The 16300-nt window shown below is 44.9% G+C and carries 17 protein-coding genes and 1 tRNA gene; 17 read left to right on the forward strand and 1 reads right to left on the reverse strand.

Annotated elements, in window-relative coordinates; translation table 11 throughout:
• Nucleotides 1-111: 111 nt before the first annotated feature.
• The 17 genes from RSJ42_RS18315 to RSJ42_RS18395 all read left to right on the forward strand — a co-directional run bounded on the left by RSJ42_RS18315 (nt 112) and on the right by RSJ42_RS18395 (nt 15612).
• Nucleotides 112-1473, forward strand: coding sequence for a Single-stranded DNA binding protein (locus RSJ42_RS18315; RefSeq protein ID WP_410508647.1), 1362 nt, complete (start codon nt 112-114; stop codon nt 1471-1473).
• The gene (locus RSJ42_RS18320; RefSeq protein ID WP_410508648.1) at nt 1466-2335 is read left to right on the forward strand and encodes an RPA family protein; all 870 of its coding nucleotides are present in this window, start codon (nt 1466-1468) and stop codon (nt 2333-2335) included. Before RSJ42_RS18315 ends, RSJ42_RS18320 begins: the two co-directional genes overlap by 8 nt.
• A 144-nt stretch (nt 2336-2479) precedes the next feature.
• Entirely contained in the window at nt 2480-4063 is a 1584-nt protein-coding gene (serA, locus tag RSJ42_RS18325) for a phosphoglycerate dehydrogenase (RefSeq protein ID WP_410508649.1), read from the forward strand.
• Nucleotides 4064-4264: 201 nt separating this feature from the next.
• Nucleotides 4265-4792 carry a DUF2240 family protein gene (locus RSJ42_RS18330; RefSeq protein ID WP_410508650.1) on the forward strand — a complete coding sequence of 176 codons (528 nt, stop codon included), beginning with the start codon at nt 4265-4267 and terminating at the stop codon, nt 4790-4792.
• Between the two features lie 168 nt (nt 4793-4960).
• Entirely contained in the window at nt 4961-5341 is a 381-nt protein-coding gene (locus RSJ42_RS18335; protein WP_410508651.1) for a 50S ribosomal protein L18e, read from the forward strand.
• A 10-nt stretch (nt 5342-5351) separates the two neighbouring features.
• Complete coding sequence (locus tag RSJ42_RS18340) at nt 5352-5774, forward strand: 50S ribosomal protein L13 (protein WP_410510426.1); 423 nt, start codon at nt 5352-5354, stop codon at nt 5772-5774.
• A gap of 13 nt (nt 5775-5787) precedes the next feature.
• Nucleotides 5788-6192 carry a 30S ribosomal protein S9 gene (locus RSJ42_RS18345; protein ID WP_410508652.1) on the forward strand — a complete coding sequence of 135 codons (405 nt, stop codon included), beginning with the start codon at nt 5788-5790 and terminating at the stop codon, nt 6190-6192.
• Nucleotides 6193-6200: 8 nt separating this feature from the next.
• Nucleotides 6201-6389: a DNA-directed RNA polymerase subunit N gene (locus tag RSJ42_RS18350; protein WP_410508653.1), complete on the forward strand. Its 189-nt coding sequence runs from the start codon at nt 6201-6203 to the stop codon at nt 6387-6389.
• Nucleotides 6390-6464, forward strand: a tRNA-Pro gene (locus RSJ42_RS18355). It abuts the gene before it with no gap.
• A gap of 119 nt (nt 6465-6583) precedes the next feature.
• Nucleotides 6584-6766, forward strand: coding sequence for a DNA-directed RNA polymerase subunit K (locus RSJ42_RS18360; protein ID WP_324445281.1), 183 nt, complete (start codon nt 6584-6586; stop codon nt 6764-6766).
• A 69-nt stretch (nt 6767-6835) separates the two neighbouring features.
• Complete coding sequence (gene rpsB, locus RSJ42_RS18365; RefSeq protein WP_410508654.1) at nt 6836-7570, forward strand: 30S ribosomal protein S2; 735 nt, start codon at nt 6836-6838, stop codon at nt 7568-7570.
• Nucleotides 7571-7638: 68 nt separating this feature from the next.
• Entirely contained in the window at nt 7639-8442 is an 804-nt protein-coding gene (locus RSJ42_RS18370) for an MEMO1 family protein (RefSeq protein WP_410508655.1), read from the forward strand.
• Nucleotides 8443-8667: 225 nt separating this feature from the next.
• The gene (locus RSJ42_RS18375) at nt 8668-9573 is read left to right on the forward strand and encodes a mevalonate kinase (protein WP_410508656.1); all 906 of its coding nucleotides are present in this window, start codon (nt 8668-8670) and stop codon (nt 9571-9573) included.
• 172 nt (nt 9574-9745) lie between these two features.
• Entirely contained in the window at nt 9746-10528 is a 783-nt protein-coding gene (locus RSJ42_RS18380; protein WP_410508657.1) for an isopentenyl phosphate kinase, read from the forward strand.
• Nucleotides 10529-10531: 3 nt separating this feature from the next.
• Entirely contained in the window at nt 10532-11629 is a 1098-nt protein-coding gene (fni, locus tag RSJ42_RS18385) for a type 2 isopentenyl-diphosphate Delta-isomerase (protein ID WP_410508658.1), read from the forward strand.
• A 1637-nt stretch (nt 11630-13266) separates the two neighbouring features.
• Nucleotides 13267-14610, forward strand: a complete 1344-nt coding sequence (locus RSJ42_RS18390) for an RNase J family beta-CASP ribonuclease (protein ID WP_410508659.1) — start codon at nt 13267-13269, stop codon at nt 14608-14610.
• A 36-nt stretch (nt 14611-14646) separates the two neighbouring features.
• Nucleotides 14647-15612 (forward strand): polyprenyl synthetase family protein, encoded by a 966-nt coding sequence (locus tag RSJ42_RS18395; RefSeq protein WP_410510427.1) that lies wholly within the window; start codon nt 14647-14649, stop codon nt 15610-15612.
• Between the two features lie 129 nt (nt 15613-15741).
• On the opposite strand, the gene RSJ42_RS18400 is transcribed toward RSJ42_RS18395, so the two are convergent.
• Complete coding sequence (locus tag RSJ42_RS18400) at nt 15742-15984, reverse strand: hypothetical protein (protein WP_410508660.1); 243 nt, start codon at nt 15982-15984, stop codon at nt 15742-15744.
• Nucleotides 15985-16300 lie beyond the last annotated feature (316 nt).

The raw sequence follows: 16300 nt of genomic DNA on the forward strand, positions 1-16300 counted from the left end.
TGAAATCTGATTAACTATAAGGGGTTAGGTTGTAAAATACTGAGCTATAAATTAAAAGCTAAAACCCTTATATCTGAATTGTTTTATTATTGTCTCAAATGGAGGCTTAAAATGGACGAGAAAATTGCGCCCCACCTTGAAGAGCTAACCAGGGCGCTTGGAGATATTGAAAAGACTGGCATCCGGGCAGAATTTTATAAACTTCTTGCTTTTCGCGTTTCGCCTGAGATTGCAAAGGACACCATACTCCGTAAGTTTGGTGGGAAAAGGAAAATCCTGAAAGTAAAAGACCTTTCAGCTTCCCTTAAGAATTTTGAAATAACGGGCAGGATCCTGGACATAGGAGAAAAGCCTCTCCGCCCTCAAGAAGGGGCTCATGAGGGGCCTTCAAAGCTGTATACAGGGGTTTTTGCAGACGAAACGGGTTCTGTCATGTTTTCTTCCTGGAAAGAACTTCCTGGCTCGGTCGGAGATGCGATCAATATCAAAAATGCTTACACCCGCCTGTGGCAGAACAGAGTCAGGCTCTCTATCGGAGAACAGTCTCTGGTATCCAGAGTTCCTGATTCTTCCCTTCCCCAGCTTTCCGAACTTTCCGAAATCCCTTCAAAGAAATTAATTGATATAGGTGCCGCCGATTTTTCCGTAAATACCGTAGCCTGCGTACTTCAGCTTTCCCACAGGGAAGTCCCTGTCAGGGGCAAGCAGTCAAAAGTGATTTCCGGCGTGCTCGCGGATGAGACTGCAAGACTGCCCTTTACTGCCTGGGTTGAACTTCCTGGAATTGACATAGGGAGCATAATCAGGATAGAAGGAGCCCAGATACGCATGTTCAGGGGGATGCCTTCTATCAATCTCGTTAGCAGCACCAGAGTTTCCGCGGTTACGGCTGAAGATGCTGAAAAGCTTGCTTTTACTTTCGAGTCCGCTTCAAAAGACCCTGCCCCTTTGAAAATTGAAGAAATAGCTTCAAGAGACAGCATGTTCGATGTGATTGCCGCAGGAAATATCGTTTCCGTCAGGCCCGGCTCGGGAATAATTTCCCGCTGTCCCGAATGCAGCCGCGTTATTCAGAAAGCAAACTGCAGGGTTCACGGCAAGGTTGAGGGCGTAAGGGATATGCGTATTAAAGCCGTACTGGATGATGGGACCGGGGCAATGTCAGTTATGTTTCCAAGGGAGCTTGCAGAAACCATTTACGGGAAAACACTTGAAGAAGCCGAACAGCTTATGTTTTCCGACATTTCCAAAGATGCTGTTTACGAAGATCTCAGGCGCTTCCTTACAGGCCGATATATTGCAGTGCGCGGGAATTCTTCAAATGGAGAATACGGAATTTCTTTTGTTGCAGAACACGCATGGGTGCCTGATGATGACCTTGCTGTTAGGGTAGTCGAGCTGTTGCGCAGGCTCGGACCGGATGAAGAGGAACAATGTTCGGAGGTTTCCGGGGGAGGAATAAGCCTTGCTTAAACGGGAAATCGCAAAAAGAGTTTTTGCAAAGGAATTCGAAGCCTGCAGGGAACTTGAGAAATCGGAAAGACCTGTATCAGAAGCAGCTGATTCGAAATCCCCTAACCTTCTTATCAGCCCTCTGGGGCTAATTCTTAACCGCGTCTTTGCAGTAGGTGTACTCACCGAACTTGATAGCATAGGCACGCAGAATGACATGTGGAAAGCCCGGATAGTTGACCCTACAGGGGCTTTTACGGTATATGCAGGTCAGTTTCAGCCTGATGCTTCCATATTCTTTTCAACGGTGCAGGTGCCTGCTTTCATAGCCCTCACTGGAAAAGCCCGGATTTATGAACCAGAACCAGGCTCGGTTTTCGTTTCGATCCGTGCAGAAGAAGTTAATGTGGTAGATGAAGAGATCCGCAGCAGGTGGGTTGTTGATACTGCGGAACAGACCGTTGACAGGCTTGAGACTTTTTCGGATGCTCTTGAAAGCGGATACCGCGGAGAAACACTCAGGGAGTACCTGCTCGAGAGGGGAATTTCCGAAGATCTTGCTGAAGGAATTTCCATTGCACTTGAAAGGGAGCGTGCTCCACAGGAGTTTGTAAAGCAGCTCAGGGCTTCTATCAGGGAAGGGCTTAAAGCCCTTGATCTCGAATCCGAGGATTCTACAGAAGCCAAGGCTGACCAGAAAGAGTTTGTACTTGAACTGCTCAGGGAGATGGGAGGGGGCAAGGGAATTGATTATGCCTCCTTTATAGATGCTGCAATTTCAAGAGGAATTCCCGAAGAGGTTGTGGAAGAAGTTGTGCGTTCCCTTCTTGCAGGAGGGCAGTGCTACGAGCCGAAAATTGGGATTATAAGGCTTGTAGGTTAACTTGCGGAATGGACTTTATTGATTCAATAAGTGAAGAATTCCTATCTAAAAACTTGTAACAACGCTTAAGTGTGATTAAGTTGATTGGTATTCTTTGTTAAAATTTAGCGTCTCATGTTTATCGTATTTACCGGAGAAATTGTCATGAAAGTATTAGTGAGCGACTCACTCTCCAATGAAGGTTTGGAGATTCTAAAAGAACACTTTAATGTTGACGTTTGCACCGGGCTCTCTGAAGACGAGCTGGTGGAAAAAATAAAAGGCTACGATGCCCTTGTAATACGCAGCGGTACACAGGTTACACAGAGAATTATCGAGGCTGCGGACAATCTGAAAATTATCGGAAGGGCAGGTGTCGGAGTCGATAATGTAGATGTGGATGCAGCCACAAAGAAAGGTATCATCGTAACCAACGCTCCCGAGGGGAACATGATTTCGGCTGCTGAGCACACAATTGCCATGATGATGGCAATGTCCAGGAATATCCCTCAGGCAAATGCTTCCCTCAAAGCCAGAGAATGGAAGCGCAACAAGTTCATGGGCGTTGAGGTCAAGGGCAAGACCCTTGGAGTTATAGGGCTCGGAAGAATAGGATCTGAAGTGGCAAAGAGGGCTTCAGGGCTTGAAATGAACCTTATGGGATACGATCCTTTCATTTCCGAGAAACGGGCTAAAGAACTCGGAGTCAAGCTGGCTACAGTTAATGAAATCGCAAAAGAAGCCGACTACATTACAGTGCATACTCCTCTCATCAAGGAAACCAGGAACATTCTCGATGATGAGCAGTTTGGTCTTATGAAAAAGGGAGTCAGGATTCTCAACTGCGCCCGCGGCGGCATTATCAACGAAGAAGCCCTCGCAAGAGCCATTGAAAGTGGCAAAGTAGGCGGTGCAGCTATTGACGTATTTGTCGAAGAGCCTCCTTTCGGCAGTCCTCTCCTTAACTTTGACAATGTTATCGTAACGCCTCACCTTGGTGCCTCCACACAGGAAGCTCAGGTTAATGTTGCAATCGATATCGCCAAAGAAGTTGTTTCTGTCCTTTCCGGAGGGCCTGCAAAGAATGCAATCAATATCCCGTCCGTAAAACCCGAAGCTATGGCGGTTCTTGCTCCGTACATCAGGCTCGCAGAGCTTATGGGTAAAATTGCAGGTCAGCTTGTAGACAGCAACTATGAAAAGGTAGAAATTGCATATAACGGGGAAATCTCCGGAAAAGATACCCGCCCCCTCACCGTATCTGCTCTCAAAGGACTGCTTGAAATGGCTGTCGGGTCCGGGGTAAATTATGTCAACGCTCCAACCCTTGCGAAGTCCAGGAAAATCGCAGTAGTGGAAAGCAAGTCCGAATCTGCAGAAGAGTATTCTTCCACTGTCAGTATCAGGCTCTCCAGCGGAGAAACAACAAAGATGATCGCAGGGACTGTCGTTGGGGATGAGCCCAAGATAGTTTCCGTTGATGAGGATAAGGTAGACATCTTCCCGGCTGGCCGTATGATCTTTGCCAAACATATCAACAAACCGAACGTTATCGGCCCCTGTTGCATGGTTCTTGGGAAAAACAACATCAACATTTCAGGCATGCAGGTTGGCAGGTCGGAAGTCGGAGGCGTGACCATGATGGTTCTTAATGTGGATACCGATGTCTCTGATGCAATCCTTGATGAGGTCCGGAAAGTCCCTGGAATCCTCAGTGCCAAGCTTGTAACCCTTCAGAATACAAAATAAGCTGAATAAAGGATAGTTCCGAAAAATATCTTATCCGGTGCAGGTTTAAAGCTCCTGAAGCTCCTGTGCCGGAGATGCTTACTTTTTTCCGGAATTTGCCTGAATTTTAAACCGGTTTCGGTGGGTTATACGGGTTATATGGGACTATTATTATACTATCATACGTGCCTGGCGGTGCCAGTTATCTTTCGAGGTTCATGAATGGAAGAACTTAAAAATGTTGTTTCGGCTCCTTTTAAGAAAAATCTTGCTGTTTCTCTCCCGGAAAAAGACTTTGAGTTTTCCCTTGCTTTTGATCTAAAATGGTTTTCTCCTAAAACCGCATCTGAGGTAAAGGCACGTGCCCTTGAAGCAGGACTGCTTTCCCTGAAGGACGGCATAATTACGCCCTGCTTCGATGTTGACAGTGTTCGCCTTCCTCATGCTTTTAAACCGCCCGAAAATTTTCTAGAACTCCATGGAAAACCCGGAAAATCCGGAAAGCCTGGAAATGCCAGCCGTCATAGGGAAGAAATCTCCTTTGAACAGGTCCTCGATTTTATTTCCGCAGACGCCGGAATAAACAAGCAGAGGCTTGTTTCGGAGATCAATTCCATGCAGGAACGCCTTTCTTATCTTGTGGACATCCGAATAGTGGCACTTATCGTGGCAAAAAACTTCGGATGCAGGATAGAAGGAGTACATGAGAAGGTTTCAAGGGCTGTTCTTGGCTCTTCCGATTACGCATAATCTTTATGTACTAGAAATGTTATTCACATCATACCAATCCGACTACTCGCTTGATATTTAATTTACTGCCTCGAGCCTCTGAGCTGCGGCAGTGATAGCGATGTTCGAACGCGATAGGGATTTTTTCCGCGTGAGTGAGATTCAAAAAATCTTGCGGAGGAACATACATTGGGTAAAAAATCACTGGTAAAACTAACAAGAAAAACGAATCCAAGAATCGTTTCCCTGATTCTTACCCTGAAAGATAGGGCAAATGTAGATTCTGCACCTATCTGGAAGGATATTGCGAAACGTCTTGAGGCGCCGTCCAGAAACTATGCGGCTGTGAATATAAGCAAGATCAACAGGCACACTTCTGAAGACGATGTCCTGCTTGTTCCCGGAAAGGTTCTGGGTGCAGGTCTTCTTGATCATCCTGTTACTGTCGCGGCTGTAACATTCAGCGATTCTGCAGTTGAAAAGATCACTGAAGCCGGCGGCAAGTGTCTGAGTGTGGAAGAGATCATGGAAGCAAATCCAAAAGGGTCCGGTATCAGGATTTTCCGCTGAGGTGACAAAAATGACGGTTATCGATGCAAAAGGGCTTATTCTGGGGCGTCTTGCAAGTTCAGTTGCAAAACAGTTGCTTTCAGGAGACGAAAAGGTTTATATCATAAATGCCGAAAAAGCCATCATTTCTGGCTCAAGGGCAGCCACTCTAAGGGAATACCGGGAAACCCGGGACAGGGGTGCAACGGAATTCGGGCCTTACTTCCCGAAGCGTCCGGACCGCATTCTTAAGAGGACTATTCGTGGCATGCTGCCCTATAAGAGAGCAAGAGGCAGAGACGCAATGTCCAGGCTCAAAGTCTATGTAGGTGTTCCCTACGAACTTAAGGGCGCTGAGACAACCACCATCGCAGATGCCGACATGAGGCTTCTGAGTTCCAGCAAGTACGTGGAGCTTGGTGAAGTGAGCCAGAAACTGGGTTCTAAATTTTAATGGGTGAGTCCTCATGGTCAAAGTAGTTAATTCATCTGGAAAGCACAAGACTGCAACTGCTCGCGCAACAGTCATGAAAGGTACAGGTAAGGTCAGGATCAACAAAATTCCGCTCGAGCTCTATAAACCCGAGCTTGCAATGATGAAGATCTCCGAGCCCCTGATTATTGCAGGAAACGATGTTGTTTCGGGGCTCGACATCAATGTTGATATCCAGGGCGGTGGAATCGTTGGGCAGGCCAATGCAGCAAGAACTGCAGTTGCCCGTGGTATTGTGGAATGGACAAATGACACAACCATCAGAGACAACTTTGCAGCTTATGACCGCAATTTACTTGTAAGCGATTCCAGGCAGAAAGAAGCCAAGAACTTTGGTGGTCCTGGAGCAAGATCTAAATATCAGAAATCTTACAGGTAAGGAAAGTTATGATCCCAGTCCGATGTTTCTCATGTGGAAAAGTAATCTCAAACTATTGGGATGAGTACAAAAGGCGCGTCAGCGACGGCGAAGACACTGCTGCAGTGCTGGATGATCTCGGGATCTCCCGCTACTGCTGCCGCAGAATGTTCCTGAGCCATGTCGAACTTGTTGACGTGCTTTCACCGTACCAGTAAGGGACCGTAGGGTAGCTTGGTCCATCCTTCGGCGTTCGGGACGCCGGAACCTGAGTTCGAATCTCAGCGGTCCCATCTCCCTTTTTCCAGGGGTACTGGTTTTCAGGTGTGTACTGAATATGTCAAATTTAAATTTATCATGCTTCTCGATTATCGGAATTCATCGGAGCGTTTTTAAGTTTCAGGGTGATCTGTTGGTCAAGGAAAATTATACCCGGTTCGAGCGTGCACGAATTGTAGGTGCAAGATCATTGCAGATTGCAATGGGGGCTCCTGTCCTGGTTGAAGATGACGGACGGCTGGACCCCCTGGGTGTAGCCATTGCAGAGTTGAAGGCCGGAGTTATTCCTATAACGGTTAAACGTAAGAAAAGTTAAAAACGTAATTGGGATACTTTCAGATGCTGAACGAATTTATTGTTGATCTATATATTATGAGGTGACTTTATGGAGGAAATTGAGCAGACAGGGCAGGAAGAAACCGGAGCACAGCCTTTGCCTGAAGAAGATGTCGTGGCTGAAGCAAAACCTGCACCTGAAAAGGAAGCCGCAGTAAAGACCGTACCTGTAGCTGATGATGACGCAGCTTCCGTTAAAGAAGGGTCCACATCCCTTGTATCTATCGACGAATACCTTGCAGCAGGTGTTCATATAGGAACCCAGCAGAAGACTCAGGATATGATGCGCTTCGTATACAGAGTCAGAACTGACGGGTTATACGTTCTTGATATCCAGTCAACAGACGAAAGGATCAGAGTTGCATCAAAACTTCTTTCTCACTACGATCCTTCCAGGATCCTTGTAGTCTCTTCAAGGCAGTATGGGCAGCACCCTGCAAGAATGTTTTCAAGGGCGCTCGGCACAAGGGCAATGCTCGGAAGGTTTATTCCAGGTTCCCTTACAAATCCTCAGATCCATGGTTTCTTTGAGCCTGACGTTATAATCGTAACCGACCCGGCCGGAGATGCCCAGGTCCTGAAGGAAGCTTCAAGCATTGGGGTACCTGTTGTAGCACTCTGTGATACAAACAACCTGACCTCAAATGTGGACCTTGTGATCCCGACAAACAACAAAGGTAGAAAAGCCCTTTCTCTTGTTTACTGGCTCCTTGCAAGGGAAGTTTCCAGACTCAATGGCACTCCCTTCAACTACGAGCTGACAGATTTCGAAACTCCGCTCTAATTTCGGGGCATCCGTCCTGCATACTGCAAGGGTTTATAAAAATTGCCCATATCTTATATTATGGGTGATTGGAAATGAGACAGCCAGCAGTTGCAGGGCAGTTCTATCCCCTGCGTAGCGAGAATCTGGAGAAAGAACTTAAACGATGTTTTGAAGGACTGGAGCTCCAGGAGCGTGAGGTTCTTGGGGCTGTCTGCCCGCACGCCGGGTATATGTATTCCGGGAAGATAGCCGCAAATGTCTATGCTACTCTCCCTGAAGCCGATACCTACGTTTTTTTTGGCCCCAACCATACGGGATACGGGTCGCCGGTAGCAGTATCCAGGGAAACATGGAAAACCCCTCTTGGAAATATTGATGTTGATCTCGAACTAGCCGATGGGTTTCTCGGGAGCATAGTCGATGCAGACGAGCTGGGGCACAGGTACGAGCATTCCATTGAAGTCCAGCTTCCTTTTCTTCAATACCGCTTTGGAAAAGATTTCAAGATTCTTCCAATCTGTATGGGCATGCAGGATGAAGAAACAGCAGTTGAGGTAGGGAACCTTGTTGCTGATCTTATCTCCGAAAGTGGAAAGCGTGCTGTTGTCATAGCGTCCAGTGATTTCACTCATTATGAGACTGCCGAACGCGCAAAGGAAATAGATTCCGAGGTCATAGATGCTATCCTGAATTTCAATATATCAGGCATGTATAACAGTCTTTATAGAAGAAACGCTTCTGTTTGCGGGTATGGGCCCATTGCAGCAATGCTTTCGGCTTCCCAGAAGCTTGGAGGTTCCAGAGCCACTCTGCTTAAGTATGCAAACAGCGGAGATGTTTCCGGGGATAAGAATGCTGTTGTAGGGTATGCTGCAATTATTGTGGAATAACTGAAGTAATAGATATATTTTAAGCAGATAATTTAAATAAACAAGTTTTAAGTAGATTTCAGTAAAATTTCTTTTTATCTTCTGGAATATGCCCGAGATAAAGCAGATCAGGGATAGGTTTTTTTATACTATTTTTACTTTTACTCGTAGCTATAATTTAAGGGTAAAGTTAATTACTTAACATGCTCAAATTCAGCAAAAATTGGAAAACTATTGAGGAATAATATGGTTTCATGCTCTGCGCCCGGGAAAATCTATCTTTTCGGAGAACACGCGGTTGTTTACGGAGAAACCGCAATAGCATGTGCAGTAGAATTAAGAACCCGGGTGCGGGCGGAGTTAAGCGACTCCATAATTATACAGTCCCAGATTGGCAGAACGGGCCTTGATTTTGAAAAACACCCTTATGTTTCTGCTGTTATTGAGAAAGTGAGGGAATTTGTCCCCATAGAAGGTGTTTTTTTAACCGTCGACTCGGACATCCCTGTCGGTTCAGGGCTCGGTTCATCTGCTGCGGTTACAATTGCAAGCATAGGGGCTCTCAATGAATTGTTCGGATGCGGCCTATCTCTTCAGGAGATAGCAAAACTGGGGCATGAAATTGAGATAAAGGTACAGGGTGCGGCAAGCCCTACGGATACCTATGTTTCCACTTTCGGTGGAGTTGTTACCATTCCGGATCGGAAAAAGCTGAAAACTCCTGACTGCGGGATTGTAATAGGAGATACCGGAGTATTTTCTTCTACAAGGGAACTTGTGGCAAATGTCAGGAAACTTCGCGACAGCTACCCTGAATTGATCGAACCTCTGATGGTTTCTATCGGGAAAATCTCAAGAATCGGAGAAAAACTTGTACTCTCCGGAGATTATGCTTCTATTGGAAAGCTTATGAACGTGAACCAGGGCTTACTTGATGCGCTTGGGGTAAATATCCTTGAGCTTTCACAGCTTATCTATTCTGCAAGGGCAGCAGGGGCTTTCGGGGCAAAGATTACGGGAGCCGGTGGCGGCGGTTGTATGGTCGCATTAACTGCACCTCTGAAGTGTGATCAGGTGGCTGAAGCTATTGCTGGTGCAGGAGGCAAAGTAACTGTCACAAAACCCACGGAAGAGGGGCTGAAGGTTGACTGAGCTAGACTTCAAGGAGATTTTTCCTGCAAACAGAACGCCACTCTTTATCTTAATCTCTTTATTATGGTTTACGTTGAATTATAATGCCTGACCATAGTAAAAAAGTCGTTTAAAAAGCTTAAACGGTTAGAAAAGGCTTAAAAAAGGCTTAAAAAAGTCATCAAGTGATATAATGAACGCTTCAACCGAACCTGTTATCCTTAAACTTGGAGGCAGCGCCATTACTGATAAGGGCGCATACGAAGGGGTTGTAAAAGAAGCTGACCTTCTCAGAATTGCGCGGGAAGTTTCCGGCTTCAAAGGAAAAATGATTATCGTGCACGGAGCAGGATCTTTTGGTCATACCTATGCAAAAAGGTATGGGCTCGACAGGACTTTTGACCCCGAAGGAGCTATTATAACCCATGAATCCGTAAAGAAACTTGCTTCCAGGGTAGTGGATGCCCTGAACAGTTTCGGGGTCCGGGCTATTGCAGTCCACCCTATGGGCTGTGCTGTATGCAGAAATGGGAGGATAGAGAGCATGTACCTTGACAGCATAAAACTAATGCTCGAAAAGGGGTTTGTCCCTGTCCTGCACGGAGATGTCGCCATGGATATGGAACTCGGAACCTGCATCCTCTCCGGAGACCAGATTGTCCCCTATCTGGCAAAGGAACTCAGGATCACCAGGCTCGGGCTCGGTTCGGCTGAGGATGGAGTGCTCGATAAGGAAGGAAAACCCGTGCCTGAAATTACTCCTGAAAACTTTGAAGAATTCCGGCATTGCATCGGAGGTTCAGGAAGTACAGATGTTACAGGCGGGATGCTTGGAAAGGTTCTTGAACTTCTTGAACTTAGCAAAAATTCTAGTATCACTTCCCACATATTTAATGCAGGAAAAGCGGATAATATTTACAGGTTCCTGAACGGAGAATCCATAGGGACCAGGATCAGTCCGGATAAAAGGGTATGAAGCATGATCAATACTACCTCCAGGCGAAAGATAGAACACCTGAAGCTCTGCGCTGAAAGCCCGGTTGAAGCCAGGCGGACCAGTGCAGGTTTTGAAGATGTGACCCTGATCCACAGGGCACTTCCGGAATTAAACATGGATGAGCTTGATCTTTCCGTGGATTTTCTTGGAAAGCGCATTAAAGCGCCGTTTCTAATTGCATCGATCACAGGAGGGCACCCTGATACTATTCCCGTAAATGCTGCACTCGCATCTGCAGCCGAAGAACTGGGAGTGGGAATCGGAGTTGGCAGCCAGAGAGCTGCAATCGACGATCCTGTCCAGGAAGACTCTTTCAGGATTGTCAGGGACAAAGCTCCTGATGCCTTTGTCTACGGAAACGTCGGAGCTGCTCAGATCCGCCAGTATGGAGTTGAAGGAGTAGAAAAACTCATTGAAATGATTGATGCCGATGCCCTTGCGATTCACCTTAATTTTTTGCAGGAAGCAGTCCAGCCAGAAGGGGACAGGGATGCAACCGGTTGCCTGGACATGATTTCTGAAATATGTTCCTCAATAAAAACCCCGATCATTGTAAAAGAAACAGGGGCAGGTATTTCCAGGGAAGATGCTCTTCTCCTTCAGAAAGCCGGAATCTCTGCAATCGATGTGGGAGGAGTGGGCGGCACAAGCTGGGCAGGAGTGGAAGTCTACAGGGCAAAAGAAAGCAGGGATTCGGTTTCTGAACGCCTCGGAGAACTTTTCTGGGACTTCGGGATTCCTACTGTTGCCAGCCTTATAGAATCAAGGGTTTCTCTCCCTCTTATCGCAACCGGTGGAGTAAGGAACGGGCTTGATATAGCAAAGTCCATTGCCCTCGGAGCCAGTGTGGCAAGTGCGGCCCTGCCTTTTGTGGGGCCTTCCCTTGAAGGTAAAGAATCGGTTGTCAATGTCCTTTCCTGCATGCTTGAAGAGTTCAAAGCTGCAATGTTTCTCTGTGGGTGTGCAGATATCCGGGCTCTGAATAATGCTCCTGTCGTTGTCACCGGATGGACGCGCGAATACCTCGAACAGCGCGGTTTCAATGTAAAGGACCTTTCTTTGCCCACAAATGCCGTTTAAGCTGAAAAAAGGATAGACTGCTTATCCCTCCCTTTGCTGTATCCCTGACAACCCACAATAGATTTATCCGATAACGGTCTATTCAATCACAGTTTTGTTCGATCACCAGTTATTCCATGGTAACGTTTATAGGTAAAACGGAAGTAATGTCTCAAAAGAAAATAGTTGATATTGGCTAAGTTAACCCGAGCCAGTTAGATCGCTTTAAAACCTCTTCCTGGCTGTTTCAAAACTGATTCATAATATCTCTGGTTATAACCTGATCAGGAAAAAGTTCGGCTGCTAATTTCTGACAGGCTAACAATGTGACAGAGCCTTTAAATGGCACATGTTATGCATAATAAAGTGGCAGGAGTAATGCCTGTTCGCTGTCTGTCAGTTTTGCATGAATATCCGGAGCATAAAACTAACTATATCTTGAAGTAAGGTTGACTCCGGTATTCAGATAACTATAATTACCATAATAGATTTAGCTCAGATAGAATTTCACGAAACATGACTTGATTACAGTTATCATTCGTTACAGGACGGAATTCGCTTCATAAAAATTATTAATCAAGGTTGCTTCCAATTAGAGCAATAAATTACCAGTTTATAGGTTGATTTCGAAATTCATCTAGAAATGCTGGTCAGGATATTTCCCCTGTATCTGCTCCTTAAAATCATTGGTTCAGGTATTGGTTCTGGCGATCAGCCCTTTAAGGTCTTTGTTAAGGTTAATTCCTTTAACTAAATCCTCAATATCGTTGGGGAATTGATAAGTTTAAAGTCACTTCTTAAGTTCGCTAAGTCAGGAATATTCACTAATTGAATGAAATGTGGAACCTATTGAAAAGTTATTCAGCAGATAAAGAACAAGGTTTCGTGCTGAACAGCTGGAATCTGTAAAATGTTTGCATAGATGAAATAATGTGGAGTATAAAAGTAGATTGTTGAAATAAATTGTTGGAATAAATTGTTGAAATAAATTGTTGAAATAAATTGTTGAAATAAATTGTTGAAATAAATTGTTGAAATAAATTGTTGAAATAAATTGTTGAAATAAATTGTTGAAATAAATTGTTGAAATAAATTGTTGAAATAAATTGTTGAAATAAATTGTTGGAATAAATTGAGCTGCTAAAATATGGAATATTAAACCACTGGAATATGGAAAATAGTTTAGTAAAGTTGTCTAAAGGTGGAAGCTTGCCCTTAGTCTGAAGCTTATCCGAAAACAGGTTTGAAATAGTTGTAACTAAGGAAAGATACTGAGGCTGCGCATTCTGCGTGATCAGATTGGATTTCTTTACCGTTATAAATATCCCTTTGAAAATACTGGTTATATGAGGAACAGGATATGAGTCATGTTCCGAAATTTCCGGCAGGTTAAAATATTTGTATACTGAAACAAATATATATTTAAAGTGTATATTTCTGCTAGGAATTGCAACCTGGTGCACCTGATCCAGGAGGGGACTTCTTTAAGGGTATAAGAAGTAGCTTTTAGAAGTGACTTTTCTAAAAAGATTATTCTATACTTTTCCATTCCGTGTTCACATTCATGCTCATAAGTTTAAAACCGTTACCTTATCTGTTTTGAGGTTTCGGTTTCACAAGGATAAAATATTCTCTAAGTTAATACGAGGTTAAAAAATATGACTGAAATAGGTATTGTTGCAGTCGGCGGCTATAATGAAATGGGCCGCAATATGACTGCTGTTATTATAGGCGAAGATATTGTCATTCTTGATATGGGACTCAGACTTGACAGGGTTCAAATTCACGAGGATGTCGAGATTGACAAAATGCATTCTCTTGAACTGATCGAGATGGGTGCAATTCCTGATGATACAATCATGAAAGAAATAAACGGGACTGTGAGGGCAATCGTCTGTACCCACGGGCACCTTGACCACGTAGGCGCGATCCCGAAACTTGCCCACAGATACAATGCCCCTATACTTGCCACTCCGTACACAGCAGCTATTATCAGGCAGCAGATAGAGTCTGAGCGCAAATTTGAGGTTTGCAACAGGGTTATTCCTCTGCAGGCAGGCGGAACCTATCAGGTTACGGAAGATATTTCCATCGAATTCATCAGGGTCCAGCACAGCATCATTGACTGTGTGCTTGCAGCTGTACACACTCCGGCAGGAGCTGTCCTTTATGCATGCGACTTCAAGCTGGACAGGACTCCAACAATGGGTGATGCTCCTGACTTTGACCGCTTCAAATCCCTCGGAAAGGAAGGGGTCATTGCGATGATTACAGAGAGCACAAATGCAGGGCGCTCAGGCAAGACTCCTTCGGAACAGATCGCAAAAGATATGGTCAGGGATGTTCTGCTCGGAACCGAAGAATCTGATGTCGGCATGATTATTACGACCTTTGCTTCTCACATTGCGAGGCTTAAAGCAATCATCGAGGCTGCCGAGGAAATGGGCAGAATCCCTGTGCTCATGGGCCGCTCCATGGAACGATATGTGGGTGCTGCCAGGGATCTCGGTTATCTTGAGCTGCCCTCAAATGTTGAGATTTACGGCACGAGAAAAGATGTCGACAGGGCATTCAAGCGCATCATGCAGGATGGTAAAAACAAATACCTGCCCATTGTTACAGGTCACCAGGGAGAGCCAGGCTCTATCCTTGTGCGGGTTGCAAACGGGGAGACTCCCTATACAATTGAGCCTGGGGACAGGATCATTTTCTCTGCAAACGTGATCCCGAGCCCTATGACTCAGGCTAACCGCTACGCCCTTGAAACCAAAATCAAGATGAAGGGCGGAAGGATTTATGACAATGTTCACGTGTCCGGGCACGCATACAGGGAAGACCACTGGGAACTTCTGCGCATGATAAATCCCGAACATGTAATTCCTGCCCATGGAGACATGGAAATGCACGGACATTATATTGAAATGGCAGAAGATGCGGGGTATGTACTCGGGGATACCGTACACCTTCTCAGAAACGGCGAAGTGTTATATATAGAAGAATAACTCTATAATGAAAAACCCCGTGTTCTCGTGATGATTATGACACTAATTGCTGAAATTAAGAAAAGAAGTTCCCATGTTGATGCTGCAATTGACGAACTGCTTCCTGTAACCAGGCCTGAGGAACTGTACAAAGCTTCCCGTTACCTTGTGGATGCCGGGGGGAAACGCCTTCGTCCTGCAGTTCTTATCCTGGTAGCAGAAGCTGTCGGTTCCGACCTCAAATCCGTCTTGCCTGCAGCAGTAGCAGTGGAGCTTGTGCATAATTTCACCCTGATCCATGATGATATAATGGACAAGGATGATATCCGCAGGGGAATGCCTGCAGTCCATGTAAAATGGGGGGAAGCCGGAGCAATTCTTGCCGGCGATACCCTTTATTCCAAAGCCTTTGAAATCCTCTCTAAAGCCGAAAACGAGCCTGTGAGGGTTTTAAAGTGTATGGATGTACTCTCAAAAACCTGTACTGAAATCTGCGAAGGCCAGTGGCTGGACATGGATTTCGAAACAAGAAAAAAGGTTACGGAATCCGAATATCTTGAGATGGTGGAAAAGAAGACCTCTGTCCTCTATGCAGCTGCAGCTAAAATCGGAGCTCTCCTTGGCGGGGCTTCTGACGAAGTCGCTGAGGCTTTATCAGAATATGGGCGCCTTATAGGGATAGGCTTCCAGATGTATGATGACGTCCTTGATATGACTGCACCTGAAGAAGTGCTCGGAAAGGTGAGGGGCAGTGACCTTATGGAAGGAAAGCATACCCTTATCGTCATCAACGCTTTCGAGAAAGGTGTGAAGCTGGACATTTTCGGAAAAGGCGAAGCAACTCTAGCAGAAACCGAAGCAGCCGTCAGGACTCTGACAGAGTGCGGATCCCTTGATTATGTGAAAAATCTTGCAATCTCATACATTAACGAAGGCAAGGCAAAACTGGATGTTCTCAGCGACTGTCCTGAAAAAACTCTTCTCCTTCAGATTGCTGATTATATGATCTCACGGGAATACTGAAAGGTGAGCTAATTCTGGCTCATCTACATTTAATTTCTCTTTTGATTTTTTTAATTTCTATTTCATACTTTCTTTAGATTTCACGATCAAAGTAGTTTTGTTACCGTGAAAGTGTAGCACTGATAGCCATTAGCCATTAACAGAAGAAGTATAACTATAAATCTGAGAAATGTTGGGTAACGGGAAGTTCAGTTTACTTTCAAGGGGATCTGCAATTGCAGGAGTTAATATAATGCCTATCAAAATCGAGAGTATACCAGGGAGAATTTCTCCTTGAGAGAGCAATACTGTTCCTCCAGACAAAAAGGAAACAGCAATAGTATATCGAATAATTTTTATCAATATTAATATTTCATTCCTGCGTTCATTCATTTATCAACCATGCTTACAAGAACGGCGAGTTATAGTGCTTACAATTTTGTTTTCGAACTAATCTCAAAACCAATTTTTATAGAATTTTAATTGATCTTGGAAAGCGCATTTGAACCCAATAAATTCTTTTCTTATATCTTTATAAGTTTTCCCTCATCCATTAAACTCTCTATTTTTAAAAATTTTTTCTAGTTTGTTATTATTTCTTAATCTTGAATTGTTTGATAGTCTGGATATAAAGTATAAATAAGAGCGTATCGCCTTACTTTATATTCAAGTATTAAATAAAATACGAGCACGGAAAGATTTGCTACGC

Origin of the sequence: Methanosarcina hadiensis (assembly GCF_046529725.1) — an archaeon.
GTDB classification, from domain to species: Archaea; Halobacteriota; Methanosarcinia; order Methanosarcinales; family Methanosarcinaceae; genus Methanosarcina; species Methanosarcina hadiensis.